The organism is Solibacillus ferritrahens, from assembly GCF_037027585.1.
GTDB classification, from domain to species: Bacteria; Bacillota; Bacilli; order Bacillales_A; family Planococcaceae; genus Solibacillus; species Solibacillus ferritrahens.
In genome coordinates this window covers 44,523-64,470 of sequence record NZ_JAXCLE010000010.1, presented here as the reverse complement: position 1 = coordinate 64,470, position 19,948 = coordinate 44,523, and the positions used below count along the sequence as shown (strand labels likewise).

Here is a 19,948-nt window from a genome sequence, read left to right as displayed (position 1 = left end):
CTTCGTATGTGTTCGCTTGTATCGTACCATAAACTGATAAAAATAAAAAAAGGAAATAGCCCTCACTACTTCCTTTAGAAACTCTCACACTATAATAATTGGCTTGTTGTCACAAATTCATAGCCTTCCTCTTTTAAATATAGAATAACATCTTCCAAAGCTTCTGCCGATTGTTGATGAATATCATGCATTAAAATAATACCATCATTCTTTGCCTGGGCCTTCAAGTTCGCCAACGTTTTTGCCGGCGTTTTATGATGCCAATCGAGCGTATCAATATTCCATAAAACCGGGGTTAACTCAATTACTTCTCGTACCGTCTCGTTAATCGCTCCAAATGGTGGTCTATACATTGTGGGATATTTCCCGATTGCATCACAGATTGCCTCGTTTGCCCGATTGATTTCCTCTTGCATTTGGCTTACGTTTAGCTTGGTTAAATTTTTATGCCCCCATGAATGGTTGGCGATTTCATGCCCAGATGCATCTGCCTTTTTTACGATTTCAGGATGCTTCACAACATTTTGCCCAAGCACAAAAAATGTCGCCTTCACTTCATGTTTTTGAAGCGTTAATAAAATTTGATTGGTCACCGATTGATGTGGACCATCATCAAATGTGAGCGCAATTCTTTTTCCCTTATTATCTCCACTAATCGGTTGGCTCTGTTCATTCCCTTGCTTATTGGTAGGCCACTTCTTGTCTTCTAGTATTTTTTCAACCTCTATGTATTCATCACAGTTTTGAATGCTCCGCGTTAGCCCTCCATTAAATAAATAAAAGGGTTTCACTAATTCACTTGTACTTGATGCTTTATTAATAAAACGGTCGAAAGCCACCTGTTCAGAGTAAGTTATGCTTATCGTAACCATCCCGCTCTCTGCAAATGTGGATGGTACGTCTGTCCAAAACCGGTAACCTTGAACAACTAACAAGAAACTAAACAAAATACCAAGTAGGCCAATTTTTTTCCCCATCTTATTGCCCTCCAATCTTTACTTTATATATTAGACGTATAAATATAGCAAAAAGTTAATAAAATTCAAGAAAAAACATATTTTTCTTAAATTAGTATTAGATTGATAGATTTTTTTCCATAAAAAAAAAGTTCGGTATGTTTACCGAACCTTGAAAATAGAAAATATTAATACGCTGTCCATCCTGCATCTGCAGTAATGACGACCCCATTTACAAAATCAGAGTCCTCTGATGCTAAAAACAGTGCAACCCGCGCAATATCTTCCGGTTCACCACTCCGTGGGTTAAAACTTGCTCCTGCCATTGCACGAGTCATACCTTCTTGATTTGCACTGCTGAAACTTGCACCGATATTTGTATTGACCCCGCCTGGAGCAATAGCATTACATTTAATACCTTTTTCCGCATATTGGAATGCTGTATTTTTCGTTAATCCTATAACAGCATGTTTAGATGCTGTATACGCAGCCCCCGCCCTAGAGCCGTATAAACCACCTATTGAGGCAATATTTATAATCGTTCCTGCACCCTTTTCCAGAAAAATAGGCATCGCTTGACGGCTTGCACGCATAACACCTTTTACATTTACTTCAAATACGCGATCCCATAAGTCATCTTTCACATCGCCTACTGGAGAGAAGTCGTCCATAATACCAGCATTGTTTACTAAAATATCAAGTGTACCATAACTATTTAAAGCGGCTTTTATTAATTTATGAATATCTGCTTCCGTCGCAACATTAGCTACTACAGCAGTTGCCGTTCCGCCCAGTGCTGTAATTTCTGCTACTGTTGCCCCCGCACCTTCAAGAGTTAGGTCCGATACAACAACCTTTGCACCTTCTCGGGCAAATAAAATGGCCGTCGCCTTCCCCATTCCTGATGCAGCACCTGTTATTACTGCGACTTTATCCTTCAATCTCATACATAAAACCTCCTAAATAGGATTTCGTTACTTAAATAATTTCGACGGTAACGACCAGTTTACCTTTAAAAAATACATAAAAAGGAAGTAGAACTCCGAAAAGTTCCGCTTCCTTTTACTATACTTACTTTACAAATTTCACTTCCTGAAGCTTATGATGTCCTGAATCATTAATCCAGTGTCCTTCAATTTTTTCACTTAATCCTGAAATATAGGCTTGGTGGTGTACGTAAATCATTGGTGCTTCTTCTATTAAGATTTCTTGAGCCTGTTTATATAAGGCCAAACGTTTCGTTGTATCAATTTCTTCACGTGCTTCATCTAGTATTGCATCTAACTCTTTATTACTATAAAAAGTAGTATTACCAGATCCTCCGTGGTTTTTAGAATGGTATAGTTGTGTCAAGAAGTAATCTGCATCACCTACTGGATTAGATAAACCTAAAATATACATTTCATGCTCACCTGCATCCGTTTTATCAAGGTATGCACCCCACTCTAAAACTTCGATATTAGCTGTAATATTTAATTGCTTTAATTCTTCTTGAAGCATAATTGCAATATTTTGTCGTTGTGGATTATCATTTGTCCAAATCGAAGTCTCAAAGCCCTCTGCGTACCCAGCTTCCGCTAAAAGTGCTTTTGCCTTTTCGATATCTTTTGAAATTGGTGTTAGTGTTCCATCATAGCCAAACACAGTTGGAGCTAGTGGACCACGTGCCGGTTCACCAATTCCCTCATAAATACCATCAATGATTAACTGTTGATCTACAATCATTGAGATTGCCTGACGTACACGTACATCATCAAACGGCTTCTTGTTAATATTAAATCCAATGTAAGATAGTGAAGAACCTGGAGTAATACTAACTGAACTAGATGTTGCATCAATCATTTCAACTTCATTAGGTTGAACTGGCTCAATAATATGTGCATACCCGGTCTCAAGTTCAGCTGCACGCGTTGCACTTTCAGGAATTACTTTAAAAGTTACTGAATCTATATAAGCCTTTTGATTCCAGTAATCCTGATTATTCACTAATTTAATTTCCGTTCCTGGTGTCCATGAATCAAACTTCATAAAGCCAGTACCAACTGGACCATTTGCATTCATAATTGCTCCGGCTATATTGCCCGTTTTCATATTTTCATAATCGGCATCAATTTGAGCTGGTGAAAGAATAACGCCTACTGGGTGGTTTAAATGGTTTAACAGTGGTGCGAATGGATAATGTGTATGAATACGTACAGTGTAATCACTCACAACTTCCACTTCTTTAATGGCTTCAAACAAAAATGCGCGTGGCGCTGCAACTTCGGGATCCAAAATTCTTTCAAAGTTCTTTTTCACTGCTGTAGCATTGAATTCTTCTCCATCATGGAATTTTACCCCTTCTTCAAGTTCAAACTCCCATGTTAAATCATCAATGGATGTCCAACTTTTTGCCAAGCTCGGAACAATTTCTCCGTCTTTATCCTTTTTTACTAATCCCTCTGTAATATTTGATAATACCGAAGCTGATGGAACGTCCGTTGACATATGTGGATCTAGATTTGCGGCATCGGATAAGGTTGCTAATACTAAATCACCGCCTGCTGCATGCGTATCATTCGACGAATCTGCCGAAGAATCGTTATTACTAGAAGAATCTTCCGTTGAATCATCCCCTCCGCTACATGCAACAAGTAATAAGGCAAATGCCATTACTATAAATAGCAGAAAGCTATTTTTAAAATTATTCTTCATTTGTTGTGCCCCCTTTGTTTTTTGCTTTATACATCTTACATCCTAAATTTTACAGATTATTTTTCATAAAACAAACAATATTTCAAATTTTTATACATTTCAGACAAATAATTCGTTCATATTATTTTCGCAATAAATTACTTAAATGAGCAAATAAAATGTGCTATATAGCAAAACTCATCATTTTTCAATAGTACATTATGCATTTTTTATACATTTCATTTTTAAATAAAAAAAGAGCTAAGCAGTAGACAATCTGCTTAGCTCATAATTTCAATTCACCGATACTGTTGGTTTCGACTTTAATGCACTGTTTTTTCCAGTCATAAAGCCCTCTAATGTTGAGAATAATGTTTCAATATCCGCTTCTGTTAAACGTTTTCGATCAAGAGTTTTTGTCAGATTATTTAACCCGGACATTTTTAACACTTCAACATTTTCCGAATGTATTTCAATTTGTTGAAATGAACAATCGTTTGTAAAAACAACAACCGTCTCGAATAGTGTTGCATCAACTTCTGGAAGTTGGTCCTGCAAGGCATTTATCAGACGCTTAGTTTCGTGTATTGGGTTGTTGAATGTACGTATTTTATTCTTATGTAATAGCTCTTTCCATTCAATATTTTGCTCTCGTCCATTAATCCAACCTGATTTGTCTTTTATGTTCACTACATAAATACCTGATTCATGCAGGAGTAAAGCATCAATTGAATGAATTTCCTCGTAAACAGGAATTTGTAAATTTATCATTACTTTTCGAGCGCCTTTAGCCTGCTCTAAGTCATGCATAATTTTATTTAATATGCGAACCTTTTTTTTCATTAATACATCAAAATAAGAATAACCTGTCATTTTGTAGAAAATTGTATTGTCATGAATGTAAATTTTGTATGCGAGATAGCCTACAATTACCATTACGACTATTATAAATAAGGTCATTACGCTCACTCCTTGCGTACATTTTATACTACATTTTAACAAAAAAATTCACCATTTACTATGCACCTATAGACTACTCTCCCCCCTACTTTGGACCTTTCTAATAGTAAAGACCCTTAAAAAAAGCAATATTATACAGTGCTTTTTAAATGCTTTTCATTCTTTAAAATCGAAAGTAGTTGATTTAGCCTACTAATTTCATATGTTGGAACAACGGATTGCGGCGGTGTAATATACACTGGGTTTAACCAACACGTATCAATGCCTGCACGATCCCCACCAATAATATCTGCACTATAGGAATCACCTATTATCAATGCCTTATTTAAATCGAAATTCGGAATATGGTCAAACACATAGTCAAAAAATTGTTTCATCGGTTTTTGATAGCCTGTATTTTCCGAGACGAAGATTCCTTTAAAATATGGAGCCAGTCCCGTAACTTGGAGCCGCTTCATTTGTGTATCAGCCAAACCGTTTGATGTAATATATAGGTCATATTGAGGCGCCAATGTTTGAATTAATTGCAACGCACCGTCTACGAACACTTTACTTTCTGTTAAATATCCGCGATATTCAGCATCCAATGCCCTACCGTCTACTTCATAGCCAAAGTATTCAAATGTTTTTCCAAAACGCGTTTGCATTAACTCTTCTCTAGTAACTAATCCTTCTTCAAGTAAGCGCCATAAATTAGAGTTAATCTCCTGATAGACACTTTTAATTTGTGGAGTTAATGGCAACTGATGCGCTTCAAATAACTTCGGTAAAGCTAATTTCTCTGCTGCTTTAAAATCCAGCAGTGTATCATCTAAATCAAACAGTAAAAATTGGTAGTCTTTCATTTATATACTCCGTTCTATAAAGCTAATTTACTAACAATATCATAGTTATTGCAAAATTTTAAGTATTTACACGAAACCTGTTTTTCGTTAGCATGACTATATTGGTTTATATTAAGAAAGAAGGTTTTCCTTTATGGGATTTGAGTTAGACCCACAACTCATTATTATCTTACTTTGCTTTGGTTTTTTAGCTGCCTTTATCGATTCTGTTGTGGGAGGCGGTGGTCTAATTTCCTTACCTGCACTGATGTTCGCTGGGCTTAGTCCATCTGCAGCAGTTGCAACAAATAAGCTTGCCGGGACAATGGGATCACTAACAAGCACCATTACATTTTACCGTTCTGGAAAATTGGATATTAAATCGGTAATGAAATACTTTCCTTATGTTTTTATTAGTTCTATGATTGGGGCATGGATTGTTCATTTACTCGATCCGAATCTATTAAAACCACTAATGCTAATTATGTTAGCTGCTGTAGCAATCTATACCATTTTCAAAAAGGATTGGGGTAGTATTTCTGCAGTTAAATCCCTATCGAAGACTAAATATATTTTATTCTTCCTAGTCATTTCACTTATCGGCTTTTATGATGGCTTTTTGGGACCAGGTACAGGTTCATTTTTAATTTTTGCATTTTTAATGGTTGGGTATGATTTTTTAAAGGCTGCGGGCAATGCAAAGTTATTAAACTTTGGAAGTAATATTGGGGCACTTTTGATGTTCGTCTATTTAGGCCAAATCAATTATACATACGGGCTTATAATGGGGGCTTCACAAATTTTCGGTGCGATTGTTGGTTCACGATTTGCCATTAAGCGTGGTAGTGGCTATGTTCGCGTCCTATTCATTATCGTCACAGTTACTTTACTTGCAAAAAATGCATATGATTATTTTTCCAATTAATTTCAAAAAAGAAAGTGCCTTAAAGTTGGGGCACTTTCTTTTTTTCATTTACCGAAAGGCGAAGGTCACTATATTACTGCATTTCTTTTGTTGGTCCCATTACTGGTGGAACGCTTAAGCCTGCTTGGCGAAGTAATACAGTCATTTGACCAACATGATGTGTTTGATGTGCAATGACTTTACTCAATAAATCACCGCGCTGCATCATTCCTCCAAATGCAGGCACTTCTTCTAATAATTGCTCTTCCGTCAATGTGGCTGCTTCTTTTTTATATGCTTCACGTACTAGCTCATATTTCTCAATGATTTCTTCCATTGTTTCAGGCTGTGGCATATCTGGTCCCGGAGCAGGAATTTGTAACCCTGCAAATTGACCAAATGCTCCTGCTACACTTACTAAATGCCACGATAACCACCCTAGTGAATTATGGTCATCGACAATCGCAATATGCATTTTATCATTCGGAATTGCCTGCATTATTCTTAGTGCACCTTTTGATGCTATTGCCCAATCTTTTACGAAATCTTCTGCTACACGATACATGGAAAACTCCCCTTTTTTATCATTTATATAATCATACCGAACAACACTAAAATGGTCTATTTATAGATATTGTTGAATAACACGCCATGCCTCCACCTTTTCATCGAATGATTTTATATTTCTTCCTGGTATAGGGCTTGTAGAAGGCATTTTTTCATACGCACGATTTTCTAAAGTCTCTAATCCCACATGCTTCTTAAATACTTCAAAGCTTTTACCGCCATTAAATAAGATAAGTTTAATTTGGGGATACTTTTTAAAAAGCGTTGCAAAGTCATTTGGAACTTCATTTTTTATCGCTGCATCCAAACTCCCTTTCCGTTCACAACTTTTTACTGAATCCCATAAACCAATTCTATGTGTACGAAGAAGTCTGATTTTATCATTATAGTTTTCAGGAATTTCGGTTGCCAGTAGCTTCCCGATGATTGCCCAAAAATGATTTCTTGGGTTACCGTAATATTGTTGTTTCTCTAATGATTGTTTCCCTGGCATCGAGCCTATGACTAGCACATATGTTTTATCATCTACAATTGGAGGCAATACATTTTCTATAGGTTCCATCGTATCCCATCCTTTCTCGTAAATTTAGTATATTAAATACATCCAGGACATGCCAAACATCAGGAAAGGGCAATTAACTTTTATCCATGAAAAAGGCTACTTGCATACCGAGTGAATTTTGTCGGTTGCAAGTAGCACTTTTTTGCTTATTGATTAATTTGTACGTTATGAATTTGATAAATACCTGTCGCATCAACTGAAAACCCTGTAACATTATTCGCATACCCTGTTAAGTATGCTTGGTGATGAATGAATGCCGCTGGTGCTTCTGTATTGATCATTTCCTGTGCTTGCTTATAAATATCCGCACGTATCGTTTCATCCGTTTCAATACGTCCGAGTTCCAGCAATTCATCCAACTTTGCATTGTTATAGCGGGTACGGTTGTTATTACCGATATCAGATGAATGGAATAATGGGTAAATTGCGCCATCCGCATCCCCTGTAGAAGGTGCCCATCCTAGCATGAACATATCGTGGTCACCCTTGGATGTTTTCTCTAAATAAGCGCCCCATTCCATTACTTCAATTGTTGCATCAATTTTCAACTGCTTTAATGTTTCTTGTAATATTACTGCAATTTGTTGACGCTGTGGATTGTCATTCGTCCAAATAGCTGTTTTGAAGCCATCAGCTAAGCCTGCTTCCGCCAATAATGCCTTTGCTTCTTCTATGTTTGTATCCTGTTTTGTTACATCTTCTGTGTAACCCCATACCATAGGTGATAATGGACCAAAGGCTTGCACACCAAATCCATCGTACACCCCTTTAATAATTGCTTCGCGGTCCAATGCTTTTGCAATAGCTTGACGAACTTTCGGGTTATTAAATGGTTCTTTTTCAGTATTGAAGCCTAAATATGAAATAGATACAGAAGGCTGCTTTAATACCTGTGCATACCCTTCCACTAGAGGTACTTCTGTTGGTTGCACCGGATCAATAATATGTGCATACCCTGCTTCTAAATCAGCTGCACGTGTAGCACTTTCAGGCACTGTTTTAAAGACAGCTGAATCGTAAGTAACTTGCTCACCCCAGTATTCTGTATTCTTCACTAAACGAATTTCCTGACCTGGCGTCCATTTATCTAATTTTAAGAAACCTGTACCGATAGGATTTTCATTTCCGTATGCACGTGCCTCTCCGCCATTTTCCATACGTTTATAGTCTTCTTCAATGACAGCTGGGCTCATAATATTTCCGCCGGGATGTGTTAATGCGAATAATAGCGGTCCATATGGTTTCTCTGTTTTAATTTGGATTGTATAGTCATCCATTACAACAATCTCTGTAATTGGTTCAAAGTTTGAAAGACGTGGTGAAGCGATATTTGGGTCAAGTAAACGGACCAAATTCACCTTTACTGCTTCAGCATTAAAATCTGTACCATCATGGAATTTTACCCCTTGACGTAATTTTAATTGTAAAGTCAACTCATCAATATATTCCCAAGACTCTGCTAATAACGGTTCTATCTCCCCTGTCTCAAAATTTCGAACAACTAGTGTTTCGAAAATATTGCGTTGTACATTTGACGAAGGAATATCATTTGAACCGTGGGGATCCAACTCCACAGCCTCAGAAAGCACTTCGATTACTAACTCACCGCCTTGTGCATTCAAATTCTCTGTTGATGTATTTGAAGCCGGTTCATTGTTTGTGTCTGTTGAGTTCTCTTGGGTTGTACCTTCATCACCGCTACATGCGGTTAATAACAATAGAAAAGAAAAAGTTAATAAAATCCATAATCTATTTAACTTCATTTCACCACTCCTTATATAACTGAATTTTCAGTTTTTTATATCATATCTTTTTACAGAGGATTTTTCAATACTTTTTCCTATAAGTTTACTTGGGTTATATTTCCCAAAAGAAAAAGAACCACACTTATATGTGATTCTTTATGCATTAGTTACTTTTTATATACAACATTACCTGCAACAACTGTTTTTAATGCAGTAGTTTGCAATATTTCTTCGGCAGTGCAATGTAATAGATCTTTATCGAGTATTGTAAAGTCTGCATCGTATCCCGGCCGGATGTAACCACGCTCATTTTCTTTACAAATGGCCTCCGCACTTCCAACCGTATACATTTTGACTGCTTCAAAACGAGATAGCTTTTGTGCAGCTCCATATCCGTCATGCGTATCGTGAGGCTTTTTGCGTTCTACTGCAGCGTAAATTGTTTCAAATGGACTAATCGCTTCTATCGGCGCATCTGTTCCTGCCGCGCACATTAAACCTGCTTCTACAAAAGTCTTCCAAGCATATATATGACCGGAACGATTTTCTCCCAGCTTTTCACGTATCCATGGGAAGTCAGACGTGACAAAAGCAGGCTGTAAATCTAAAATAACAGACAGCTTTTTTATTCTTGCCAGCTGCTCTTCAGATACGAGACAGCAATGAATGAGGCGATCTCGCTTTCCTTTATTAACAGGATATTTCTCTAAATACGTCAATACTTGTTCCATACTACCATCCCCGATAATATGGATGGCGACTGCTTCATCGTATTTTCTTGCTAATTGAATGAGGGCTTCCATTTGTTCATCTGTATGAATAAGCATACCTTTATTATCCAACTCATTTGCATATGGCTCCAATAACGCAGCAGTGGAGCCTCCAAATGAGCCATCGGCAAAAATCTTCATCGCACCGGGCTCGATAAACGGTTCATCATATGATGCATTATTTTTAATCATTTCTTCAAGAACTGTATGATGACGCAATAGATTGACACGGAAATGCTTTTTATCCCCAACTGTACGTTGATAGGCTGTTAACGGATTAGTATAATGCCCAAAATAACCCATTTCCTCCGTATGACCACCCGTCAATCCATATGATTGCATATGTTCAATGCCCAATTGCAGATAGTGCTGCAAACTATCAATATAGCTTTCTCCTTCTTGCTGGAAAATAGACGACACCAAATTCATAGCTTGCTCATACAGTAAGCCATTCAGTTCCCCATTTTTATGACGGCCCAATTTTCCACCTTCTGGATCTGGCGTGTCATTTGTTATACCTGCTAATTGAAACGCCGCTGAATTTACGAGTGCAACATGATGACAAACACGATTAAGATATATAGGTCTATCAGTTACGGCATCAAGTTCTTCTATTGTCGGAATTTGAACATCTATAAATTGATTTTCATTCCAGCCATCGCCAATTAACCATTGCCCTTCCTCAAGCAGACTTGTAGCATTTTGTACGAGCTCCAGAAGTTCCTTTCCACTCTTGGCCTGTGTTAAATCCAGTCGCATTAACTTTGCTCCATGCCCAATCATATGCAAATGACTATCGACAAAGCCGGGATACATGAAGGCACCTTGTAAATCGATTATTTCATCTGCTTTTTCCCGTAATTGATTGAAGTCTCCTGTTTCTATAATTTCCCCTTCATGCACAAGTACAGCCTGAACTGTACTTCCTTCTTGTTCCATCGTATAAATCGTGCCATTTGTCCATAGTTGTTTCATCTACCACAATCCCCAATCTACATATCAAATTCACTTCGTAAGTAAGGCTGCCCTATATTCATATGATCCAAAGCTGGTTCGTACGAGCCCTTATGGATAAATGTAATTTCCTCAATTTCCGGTAAATTTTCAAAGTAAGAACGGGCTAATGTTTCTACGAACATTTTCGCTCCAGCTGAACCTTGAATAGTATAAATATCGTCGCCTAAATTTAGCACTAAGCTTTTATTCTCACTTTCTACTGTATAATCCAATAATTCTACGTCATGCTCATTTACTTCCGAGAAAATAAACGGCACTAGGTTTCCTTCATCACCTTCAAACTCTTCTTCATATGGAACTGTATTTTCAGCATTTTCATCAGATTTATATAAAGTAATCTTTTTTTCCTCTACATTTGTATTACCCTGCGTTACATCATCTGTAGTATTTCCCGGGACATTATTTGTTATATCTGTTGTATCTTCCGTCCCGCATGCCGCGAGCACGAATATCAGTAACAAAGTAAAAAACAGCTTCTTCATCGTTGTACCACTCCTTTTGATGTATTACTTCCACGATAACGAATATACTCTCAATTTTCAAACTTTTATAACAATAAAATTGTTTTTTATACGATCTAATAGTAAAAAACCACAAAATTCCAATACTGAATATAAATTGTTTTCAAAATATATTGACAATGATAATTCGCTCTAATAATATTAAGGAACACTAAATAAATTGGAACAAGGAAAGGAGATTAGGGGCATGATGACAGCACCTTTAGATGTACACGTTTCAAAAGCGACAACTTCATATTTCCCTATTCCGTACCTTTGTTTTGATGTAGCTTGCACTTTTAAATGAAGGGCACGGGTTTGGACTTCCTTGTGCTTTTTTCGTAATGACACCTTTTCGAAAAATCGAAAGAGGTGTTTTTTTGTTGGATAAGAGCTTACAAGTGATCGAAACAAAAAAGCAGTGCTATTTAGTGAAAAAACATTCAGGAGGGCTTTAAATGACACTCTTTACGCGAAAACTATTAAAAACGGATCGATATGATGATGGGTAGCCTTGCTTTAAATTTTATTGAAAGAAGGTATAAGTAATGTTTAATGTGTTTTTTAAATTAAAATGGTTTTTTAAACAGTACCGTAAGCAGTACACAATCGCTATAACACTATTGATAATTGCAAGTTTTATAGAAGTATTGCCGCCATGGATTTTAGGTGAAGCCATCGATGTTATGACTAGCGGTGAGATGGATCAGGCACAGCTTCTTAAGTATGTAGGATTTATTCTGGCTGCTGCGATTGCAAGCTATGGATTAAACTTCTATTGGCAATACCAACTATTTGGCGGTTCTATTGCGCTTGATCGAATATTGCGGAAAAAATTAATGCATCAATTTTTACAAATGACACCTACATTTTATGAAAAAAACCGTACAGGGGACTTAATGGCAAAAGCTACAAACGATTTAAATGCCGTTACATTAACAGCAGGATTTGGAATCATGACGCTAATTGATTCGACGGTGTTTATGGCGCTTATTATTTTGGCAATGGGCTTCTTCATCTCCTGGAAATTAACTTTCTTTGCGATGCTTCCAATACCGGTTATGGCAATCATTATTCAATATTTAGGTAAGATTGTCCACGAAAGATATATGACTGCACAGGGCGCATTCGGTGAAATGAATGACAATGTTCTTGAATCAGTTGCAGGAACACGCGTTATCCGCGCTTACGTCCAAGAAGGTAAAGACGAAGAACGCTTTGAAGAGATGAGCGAAAATATCTTTGCAAAAAATATGCGCGTTGCCTATATTAATGGTCTTTTTATGCCAATAACAAAAATCGGTACAGGAGTCTGTTACGTTATCGCGCTTGGTTACGGAGCCGTCCTTGTATCAAATGAGGCGCTAACAGTGGGTCAGCTCGTATCATTTAATGTGTATTTAGGGCTTGCAATCTGGCCAATGTTCGCAATTGGCGAGCTGATTAACGTCATGCAGCAAGGAAGTGCCTCTCTTGACCGTGTACAAGATACATTAGAGTATGAAGCAGATGTTAAAAACCCAAATACTCCAATGAAACATAACGTACCCAATTCAATTGGTTTTTCTGAGTTTACTTTTCAATACCCTTTATCTCAGGTAAAAAACTTACAGCAAATTTCATTGAATTTACAAAAAGGGCAAACCCTTGGCATTGTCGGAAAAACAGGTGCCGGAAAAACAACCTTCATTCGTCAACTATTACGAGAGTACCCGTTAGGAAATGGGCAAATTATTATTAATAATACAGATATAGCACATATGACGAAGGAACAAATTTTAGACTGGATTGGTTATGTACCACAAGATCACGTACTATTTTCTCGTACCATTCGTGAAAATATATTGTTCGGAAAAGAAGATGCGACAGCAGCAGATATTGATGAGGCTATTCGCTTAGCAGACTTTGAAAAAGACTTAGCTAATTTACCACTAGGCATCGAAACACTAGTCGGAGAAAAAGGAGTATCTTTATCTGGCGGACAAAAACAGCGTGTATCAATCGCACGTGCACTTATTAAAGATCCGGAAATCTTAATTCTGGATGATTCTTTATCAGCAGTAGATGCAAAAACGGAATCAAAAATAATTGAAAATATTCAAACAGAGCGCTCCGGGAAAACAACAATCATTTCAACCCACCGCTTGTCGGGTATTCAGCATGCGGACGAAATAATTGTACTGGATGATGGCTTTATTGTTGAACGAGGTACACATGAAGAGCTTCTACGCTTAGGTGGTTGGTACAAAGAGCAATTTGACCGCCAGCAGCTTGAGGAGGTAAAACAATGAGTACATCTAAACGACTGTATCTTTATGCTTTAAAATTTAAAAAGCCGATTTTAATCGGATTATCCTTATTAACAATTGCTGTTGCAACGGATATTGCAGGTCCGTTTATCGCAAAATATATTATCGACCATTACATGGAACCAGGTAATTTACAGGCAGAGCCAATTGCGATTTTATTATCGATTTTCTTCTTGTTATCCGTACTGACTGCTGTATTCCGTTATTTAATGTTCATCTTTTTACAGCGGGGTGCAAACTTTGTCATCCAACAGCTACGGAAAGATGTGTTCGGGCATATTCAAAAGCTACCAATTGAATACTTTGATAACTTGCCGGCCGGTAAAGTAGTTGCCCGTGTTACAAATGATACAGAGGCTATTCGAAACCTTTACGTAACCGTACTTTCGCAATTTGCGAACAGCTTTATTACCATTGCAGGGGTATATATAGCTTTATTTATTTTAAATTGGAAAATGGCGCTTTTTGCCCTAGTACTCATTCCAATCGTCTATATTTGGATGATTTTATACCGAAAATTCGCTTCACAATACAATCATGTTATTCGTACAAAAATTTCCGATATTAATGCGATGATTAACGAATCGATTAATGGAATGACAATTATTCAGGCTTTCCGCCGTGAAGATCAGATGAGACTTGAATTTGATGAGATGAACGATGAGCATTACCAATACAACCGTAAGCTTTTATTGTTGGATTCTGCGACTTCACATAACTTAGTAAATATTTTACGACTTGGTATGTTCGCTGTATTCGTTTATTACTTCGGTATACAATCGATGACATTGCCCGAAGCAGTTTCAGCAGGTACACTTTATGCATTTGTTGATTATATTACGCGTCTATTCAATCCGATCACTAACTTGGTCAATCAATTTTCACAACTGGAACGTTCACTTGTAGCGGGTACCCGTGTATTCGAATTACTTGATCAGCCGGGAGAAGAAGTAAGCAAAGAAAGAATTGAGCGCTACAAAGGAAATGTTGTATTTGATCATGTTTCTTTTGCATACAAAAATGACGAGTATGTATTGAAAAATATTCACTTTGAAGCAAAGGAAGGCGAAACAATTGCACTTGTTGGTCATACAGGCTCAGGAAAAAGCTCAATAATGAATTTATTATTCCGCTTCTATGACCCACAAAAAGGACGTATTATCATTGATGGGCAGGATATTACAAAGCTGCCTCGCCAAGCAATTCGTGAGCATATGGGTATCGTATTACAGGACCCGTATTTATTTACAGGAACGATTGCATCAAATGTTAGCTTGAATGATGCGCGTATCTCACGAGAGATGGTAGAAAATGCACTGGAGGCGGTTGGTGGTGACCGTGTTTTATCAAAATTTGAAAAAGGAATTGATGAACCAGTAATCGAAAAAGGAAGTACCCTTTCATCTGGTCAACGCCAATTAATCTCATTTGCACGGGCACTAGCATTTGACCCAGCCATTTTGATTTTGGATGAAGCAACATCTAATATTGACTCTGAAACAGAAGAGATTATCCAGCATGCGATGGATGTACTAAAAAAGGGACGGACTACGTTCATCATTGCACACCGCCTTTCTACTATTAAAAATGCAGATAAAATTTTAGTATTAGATCGTGGGGAAATTGTCGAGCAAGGAAGCCATGATGAGCTTGTTGCACTCGGCGGTAAATATGAATTGATGTATCGATTACAATCAGGTTCTTTAACTTCTTAAAAACAAAAGGTGCTGTCCGGAAGTTCATTTCGGACAGCACCCTTTTTCTATTTTTGAAGCTTTTTATTTGGCCAATAGGACCATTTTCCAAATACCGTAATAATTGCTGGTACAAGCAACGGACGTACAACAAACGTATCCAGTAATACTCCGACTGCCGTTACAATACCGAATTGCACTAATAATTGAATCGGTAATGTAGCTAATACTAAGAATGTACCCGCTAAAATTAAACCTGCCGAAGTAATGACGGCTCCTGTTGATGCAATACCATTCACAATGGCCTCACGATGAGCAATCCCACGCTTTCGGTTTTTCCATATATCTGAAATCATGAATATATTATAGTCATTTCCTAAAGCAATAATAAATACAAAGCTATATAAAGGAATCGCACTTGCCATTGCTTCATGCCCTAATCCATAATGGATTATTAACCAACCAGCACCTAAAGCTGAGAAGAAGGAAATCAATACAGTTACCATCAGTTGAATCGAAGTAATAAGGGCACGTAAGTAACCTAGTAATACGATGAAAATAATGATAATCATAACAGGTTGAATAATGTTTTCATCACCTGATTGTACAACCTTTGTATCTAATTGAGCGCTTGTTTCGCCCCCTACCCAGAACTGACCATCTTCCAGATTATTTTCAGCTAAAATCGACTTCACATCATTTTTCATCTGTTCAACATCATCCATCGCTTCATTTGAGTATGGATTTTTGTCTAAATCTATTTCATAAAGCTGAATATTACTATTCACCTCACCTGTACGCATTTCTTTTACAATGCTCACGTAAGGCAACCCTAATAATTGTTCTGTAATATTAATATCTGTTCCTTCTGAATCTACTAAAAGCTGTACCGGAGCTAATTCGCCCGGTGTGAAGTTATCTTCAATAATTGTAAAGCCTTCACGAGAAGGCATATCTTCCGGGAATGAAGAAATTAAATCATAATTATATTTAATATTCGTTGAAGCGAAAGCTAAACCAATCAAAATTACACCTGCAATAACAATGACAAGCCACGGCTTTGTCGTTACGAATTCACCGACCGCACGCATATAACGGTGATTTGGCTTACGAGGTTTATATGGTTTATTTTTCTTTTCTGCATGTGCTTTTTCAGCCGATTCAGTACGTGGAACGAACGGCCAAAATGCTGCACGACCTAAAATGCCGAGTACAGCCGGCAATAATGTGACAACAGCAAAACCTGTTATTAATACACCGAAACTAAACGGAACAGCGAATCGCTGGAAAGCACCATAGTCCGCTAAAGCCAGTGTTGCTAAACCGATTACTACAGTTAAACCACTCATTACAATGGCACCGGTAGATTCACGTACTGCCATGGCTAACGCCGTAAATTTGTTTTCTTCTGTTAATAATATGTCGCGGTAACGTGTAATTAAGAATAAACAATAGTCTGTACCCGCACCAAATAGTAGGACAATCATAATCGCTACTGCCTGCGCATCTTTATCGATCCAGCCGTTTTCTGCCATCGCCCCTAATAAAGGACTGACAACTAAATATGCAATCCCAACAACAACTAAAGGAATAATAGCTAAAATTGGAGAACGGTATATTAATAATAAAATGACTAAAATAATGATAACAGTGGCAATCATAAGTTGAACATCAGCTGCTTTAAAAAGATCCGTCGCGTCAATTGAGATTCCAACTGGTCCTGAGAAACGAGCATGTAACCCTTCATCTTCCAAGTTCGACTCATATGGATTTTCACCAAACTGTTCTTCCGTACGTTCTTTAATAATCGCTAAGTTTTCTTTTAATACATCTGTATTTTTATCTGGGGAGAAAAACACAGGTGTTACAAGTGCGGCTCCATTTTCCGATAACAAGCCCATTAATGCTTGAGCCGGAATTTCATGGAATGGAGGAATAGATTCCTGCCCATTTAGTGGATCATCTGCAAGTTGCTTGTATAACCCTTGGATATTTGTTACATCCTGTTCTGTAATTCCTGATTCGTTATACCAAGTAATTAATAATGGAATTCCACTATCTGACGCAAATTCTTCTTCTAAAATCTTTCCTGCTTGTATTGATGTATATGTTTCTGGGATTTCATCACCCGCAAAACTTTCTACACTATTAATTTGCGGGAAGATAAGTGCAAATGTAACAGCGAATACAATCCATAGTGCTACAACTATCCAGCGTGTATTCTTGCCGCCCATTACACTTCCCCATTTTTCTAATGGATGTTTTGACATAATACAACCTCCTTCTCCCACTTTTCTATTTACAAATTTTTACTAATAATCATACCCTACAAACAATAACCCCATACATTGTTATACAAACATTGTACAGCATACGAAAAACATTTGACAAGTGCTTTTTTTTTCGATTGAATAGACATAAATAAGTAATTACTTAAGGAGGTGCAAAACTTGGTTAAAAAAACGTATTCTATTCAGCAAGTATCTGATATTACAAATCTTTCAAAACAACTGATCCGTAAATGGGAAGATCGCTATCAAATCATCCAACCCGAAAGATTGGACAATGGTTATCGCTTTTATTCCGAAGACGAAGTACAAACTTTAATACAGTTGAAAAATCATATAAATAATGGCATGACAATTAAGCAAGCTGTAGACCATTATCTTAAATATAAAGACACCCCAGAAGTAAACCCTATTACTTTCTTCCATAAAGCGCTTATTAAGGCTGGTACGGAAGGGGATGAACATGAGATATTACATTTACTCGAACAGGCACACCATAAATTTGGTGTTGAAAAGCTGATTCATGAAATTGTTGTTCCTTTTTTACATGAAATTGGCCAACTTTGGTGCGAAAATGCGTGGGGGGAATATCAGGAAGCCATCAGTAGTCAAACGGTGCGAGACTTTTTAAGTCATATCCGTCGGCACTTTTACGTCCCAGAAGATGCTCCGCTCGTTTTAGGGAGCTGTCTTCCTGGAGAAAGACATGAAATTCCTATGCAGATTCTGCTTATTCAATGCATGTTACGTGGTTATCGAACACTAATGCTCGGTCCTTCACCTGCACCTACCGCGATTCAATCGACTATCGCTTTAAAAAAGCCGGCCATTGTGCTCCTCACAGGATCCACTGAAATTGCTTTTACTGAATTTGCACAATCCATTACAACATTGGAAAAGTTGGCCCAAGCACATCAGGATATATCTTTTTATATTGGTGGAGCAGGCGCAGAAATCTACTATAGCGAATTTGAATTAAAAGCTTTAAAATTATCACGTACTATTAATGATATCATCCCTGCAAAAAAGAATTAAAAAATAACCCAGACAATACAAGCTCACAGTAAAGGATGTTATAGTCCTCTACTATGAGCTTGTAGTTTTTATATCCAATTTACAGTAATTGTAATGTCGTGATACATGTTCCATCTTCCTCAAACGTTGTTAAATCTCCTGTTACACTTTTCCCATCATAAGACATTTCAACAATGAATGCTTCATTACGCGGCAACCATAAATCGACGAAACCATTCTCTAAAGTTTTCATCGTCTCATCCACTACAACTTCACCTTTTTCATTTTCAATGAAAACATCTATTTCCTTTTGCACTAACTCGCCTTGGCAACCTGTTAAACTATGGTCTTTACAAGGATGAGTTTCATTAATATACGGTGCAATCGAAACAAAAAACTCATCTTCCGGTAAATCATATGTAACTTTATTTTCACTTGTATCCGTCACGATTAATTGTGTTGAAGTAATTGATGCCTTTTCATCAGTCGTTTTGTTCGCACTATATTCCGCCACCAAACCTTTCACATCTTCAGTTTGGCCTTTTGATATGGTTTCAGTTTCAGACTCGACTTCCTTCTTATCAATCGCTTGACTAACTGTTTCCTTTTCATCACCACACGCAGCTAAAAATACCATTACAAATAAACTTAATACTATGGATTTCCACTTCATTTTTAAGAACTCCCTTCCTTTATTCCATTATTGTAATTCATTTCAAGGTGCAATTCTGTGAAAAGTATAGGGCAATTCTGAAAAGTGACAAGAAAAATTGACCATTTTACAAAAGTAAAATGATCAATTATTTATTAAATTAAACTATCTACGTCTCGGTTGGTTTTTACGCTCACTACCTGACGTTTTTTTAGTGTCTGCAGGATGTCTCTCATCTTTTACTTGATCATTAAGTTCTTCCATCGGGATCGGATCGACAAATTTCATTTCCTCATCTATATCAAAAATACTATCCTTTTCGGTATTTAATAAATCAGGATTGTCGAGTTTTTTATGCTTTATTTTTTCATCTCTTTCATTTCTCATTTATAAAAACCTCCCTTTCTAGTAGTCATTATATTTATTACCCGTTTACTAGAAAGAATACACTTTTTTCTTTTATAACAACCTTCTTCTTGATGTATCACCCACAATTCCATTCTAATAGAAAAA

17 protein-coding genes are annotated in these 19,948 nt (G+C 37.1%); 4 read left to right on the top strand and 13 right to left on the bottom strand.

The genetic code is table 11. The annotated features are described in order from the left end of the window. Positions 1-89: 89 nt before the first annotated feature. From SNE38_RS11335 to SNE38_RS11315, 5 genes are all read right to left on the bottom strand, one after another. The gene (locus SNE38_RS11335) at positions 90-977 is read right to left on the bottom strand and encodes a polysaccharide deacetylase family protein (RefSeq protein ID WP_336046519.1); all 888 of its coding nucleotides are present in this window, start codon (positions 975-977) and stop codon (positions 90-92) included. A gap of 167 nt (positions 978-1,144) precedes the next feature. Further along, positions 1,145-1,903 carry an SDR family oxidoreductase gene (locus tag SNE38_RS11330; protein ID WP_191704253.1) on the bottom strand — a complete coding sequence of 253 codons (759 nt, stop codon included), beginning with the start codon at positions 1,901-1,903 and terminating at the stop codon, positions 1,145-1,147. A gap of 124 nt (positions 1,904-2,027) precedes the next feature. Then, the gene (locus SNE38_RS11325; protein ID WP_336046518.1) at positions 2,028-3,650 is read right to left on the bottom strand and encodes a glutathione ABC transporter substrate-binding protein; all 1,623 of its coding nucleotides are present in this window, start codon (positions 3,648-3,650) and stop codon (positions 2,028-2,030) included. A gap of 273 nt (positions 3,651-3,923) precedes the next feature. After that, on the bottom strand, positions 3,924-4,589 hold the full coding sequence (locus tag SNE38_RS11320) for a nuclease-related domain-containing protein (protein WP_336046517.1): 666 nt from the start codon (positions 4,587-4,589) through the stop codon (positions 3,924-3,926). A 131-nt stretch (positions 4,590-4,720) separates the two neighbouring features. Beyond that, entirely contained in the window at positions 4,721-5,434 is a 714-nt protein-coding gene (locus tag SNE38_RS11315) for a YjjG family noncanonical pyrimidine nucleotidase (protein ID WP_336046516.1), read from the bottom strand. 133 nt (positions 5,435-5,567) lie between these two features. Here SNE38_RS11315 and SNE38_RS11310 point away from each other — a divergent pair, with 133 nt between their 5' ends. Continuing rightward, positions 5,568-6,338, top strand: coding sequence for a TSUP family transporter (locus tag SNE38_RS11310; protein ID WP_191704249.1), 771 nt, complete (start codon positions 5,568-5,570; stop codon positions 6,336-6,338). 73 nt (positions 6,339-6,411) lie between these two features. On the opposite strand, the gene SNE38_RS11305 is transcribed toward SNE38_RS11310, so the two are convergent. The 5 genes from SNE38_RS11305 to SNE38_RS11285 all read right to left on the bottom strand — a co-directional run bounded on the left by SNE38_RS11305 (position 6,412) and on the right by SNE38_RS11285 (position 11,460). Beyond that, positions 6,412-6,882 carry a DinB family protein gene (locus SNE38_RS11305; RefSeq protein WP_191704248.1) on the bottom strand — a complete coding sequence of 157 codons (471 nt, stop codon included), beginning with the start codon at positions 6,880-6,882 and terminating at the stop codon, positions 6,412-6,414. Between the two features lie 60 nt (positions 6,883-6,942). After that, positions 6,943-7,446, bottom strand: a complete 504-nt coding sequence (locus SNE38_RS11300; protein ID WP_191704247.1) for a DNA-deoxyinosine glycosylase — start codon at positions 7,444-7,446, stop codon at positions 6,943-6,945. 146 nt (positions 7,447-7,592) lie between these two features. Further along, positions 7,593-9,209 carry a glutathione ABC transporter substrate-binding protein gene (locus tag SNE38_RS11295; RefSeq protein WP_336046515.1) on the bottom strand — a complete coding sequence of 539 codons (1,617 nt, stop codon included), beginning with the start codon at positions 9,207-9,209 and terminating at the stop codon, positions 7,593-7,595. 149 nt (positions 9,210-9,358) lie between these two features. Then, positions 9,359-10,936 (bottom strand): amidohydrolase, encoded by a 1,578-nt coding sequence (locus SNE38_RS11290; RefSeq protein ID WP_336046514.1) that lies wholly within the window; start codon positions 10,934-10,936, stop codon positions 9,359-9,361. A gap of 17 nt (positions 10,937-10,953) precedes the next feature. Then, the gene (locus tag SNE38_RS11285; RefSeq protein WP_191704244.1) at positions 10,954-11,460 is read right to left on the bottom strand and encodes a membrane lipoprotein lipid attachment site-containing protein; all 507 of its coding nucleotides are present in this window, start codon (positions 11,458-11,460) and stop codon (positions 10,954-10,956) included. Positions 11,461-12,026: 566 nt separating this feature from the next. On the opposite strand from SNE38_RS11285, the gene SNE38_RS11280 reads away from it, so the two are divergent. Next, positions 12,027-13,769 carry an ABC transporter ATP-binding protein gene (locus tag SNE38_RS11280; RefSeq protein WP_191704243.1) on the top strand — a complete coding sequence of 581 codons (1,743 nt, stop codon included), beginning with the start codon at positions 12,027-12,029 and terminating at the stop codon, positions 13,767-13,769. Beyond that, entirely contained in the window at positions 13,766-15,502 is a 1,737-nt protein-coding gene (locus SNE38_RS11275) for an ABC transporter ATP-binding protein (protein ID WP_336046512.1), read from the top strand. Before SNE38_RS11280 ends, SNE38_RS11275 begins: the two co-directional genes overlap by 4 nt. A 47-nt stretch (positions 15,503-15,549) precedes the next feature. On the opposite strand, the gene SNE38_RS11270 is transcribed toward SNE38_RS11275, so the two are convergent. Then, positions 15,550-17,751 carry an MMPL family transporter gene (locus SNE38_RS11270; RefSeq protein ID WP_191704241.1) on the bottom strand — a complete coding sequence of 734 codons (2,202 nt, stop codon included), beginning with the start codon at positions 17,749-17,751 and terminating at the stop codon, positions 15,550-15,552. Between the two features lie 180 nt (positions 17,752-17,931). Between SNE38_RS11270 and SNE38_RS11265 the strand changes: the two genes are divergently transcribed. Further along, positions 17,932-18,804 (top strand): MerR family transcriptional regulator, encoded by an 873-nt coding sequence (locus SNE38_RS11265; protein ID WP_191704240.1) that lies wholly within the window; start codon positions 17,932-17,934, stop codon positions 18,802-18,804. A 79-nt stretch (positions 18,805-18,883) separates the two neighbouring features. Here SNE38_RS11265 and SNE38_RS11260 read toward each other — a convergent pair whose 3' ends face one another. Together SNE38_RS11260 and SNE38_RS11255 are read right to left on the bottom strand one after the other, a co-directional pair. Further along, positions 18,884-19,456 (bottom strand): CueP family metal-binding protein, encoded by a 573-nt coding sequence (locus SNE38_RS11260; RefSeq protein WP_191704239.1) that lies wholly within the window; start codon positions 19,454-19,456, stop codon positions 18,884-18,886. Between the two features lie 144 nt (positions 19,457-19,600). Then, positions 19,601-19,822, bottom strand: coding sequence for a hypothetical protein (locus SNE38_RS11255; protein ID WP_191704238.1), 222 nt, complete (start codon positions 19,820-19,822; stop codon positions 19,601-19,603). Between the last annotated feature and the right edge of the window lie 126 nt (positions 19,823-19,948).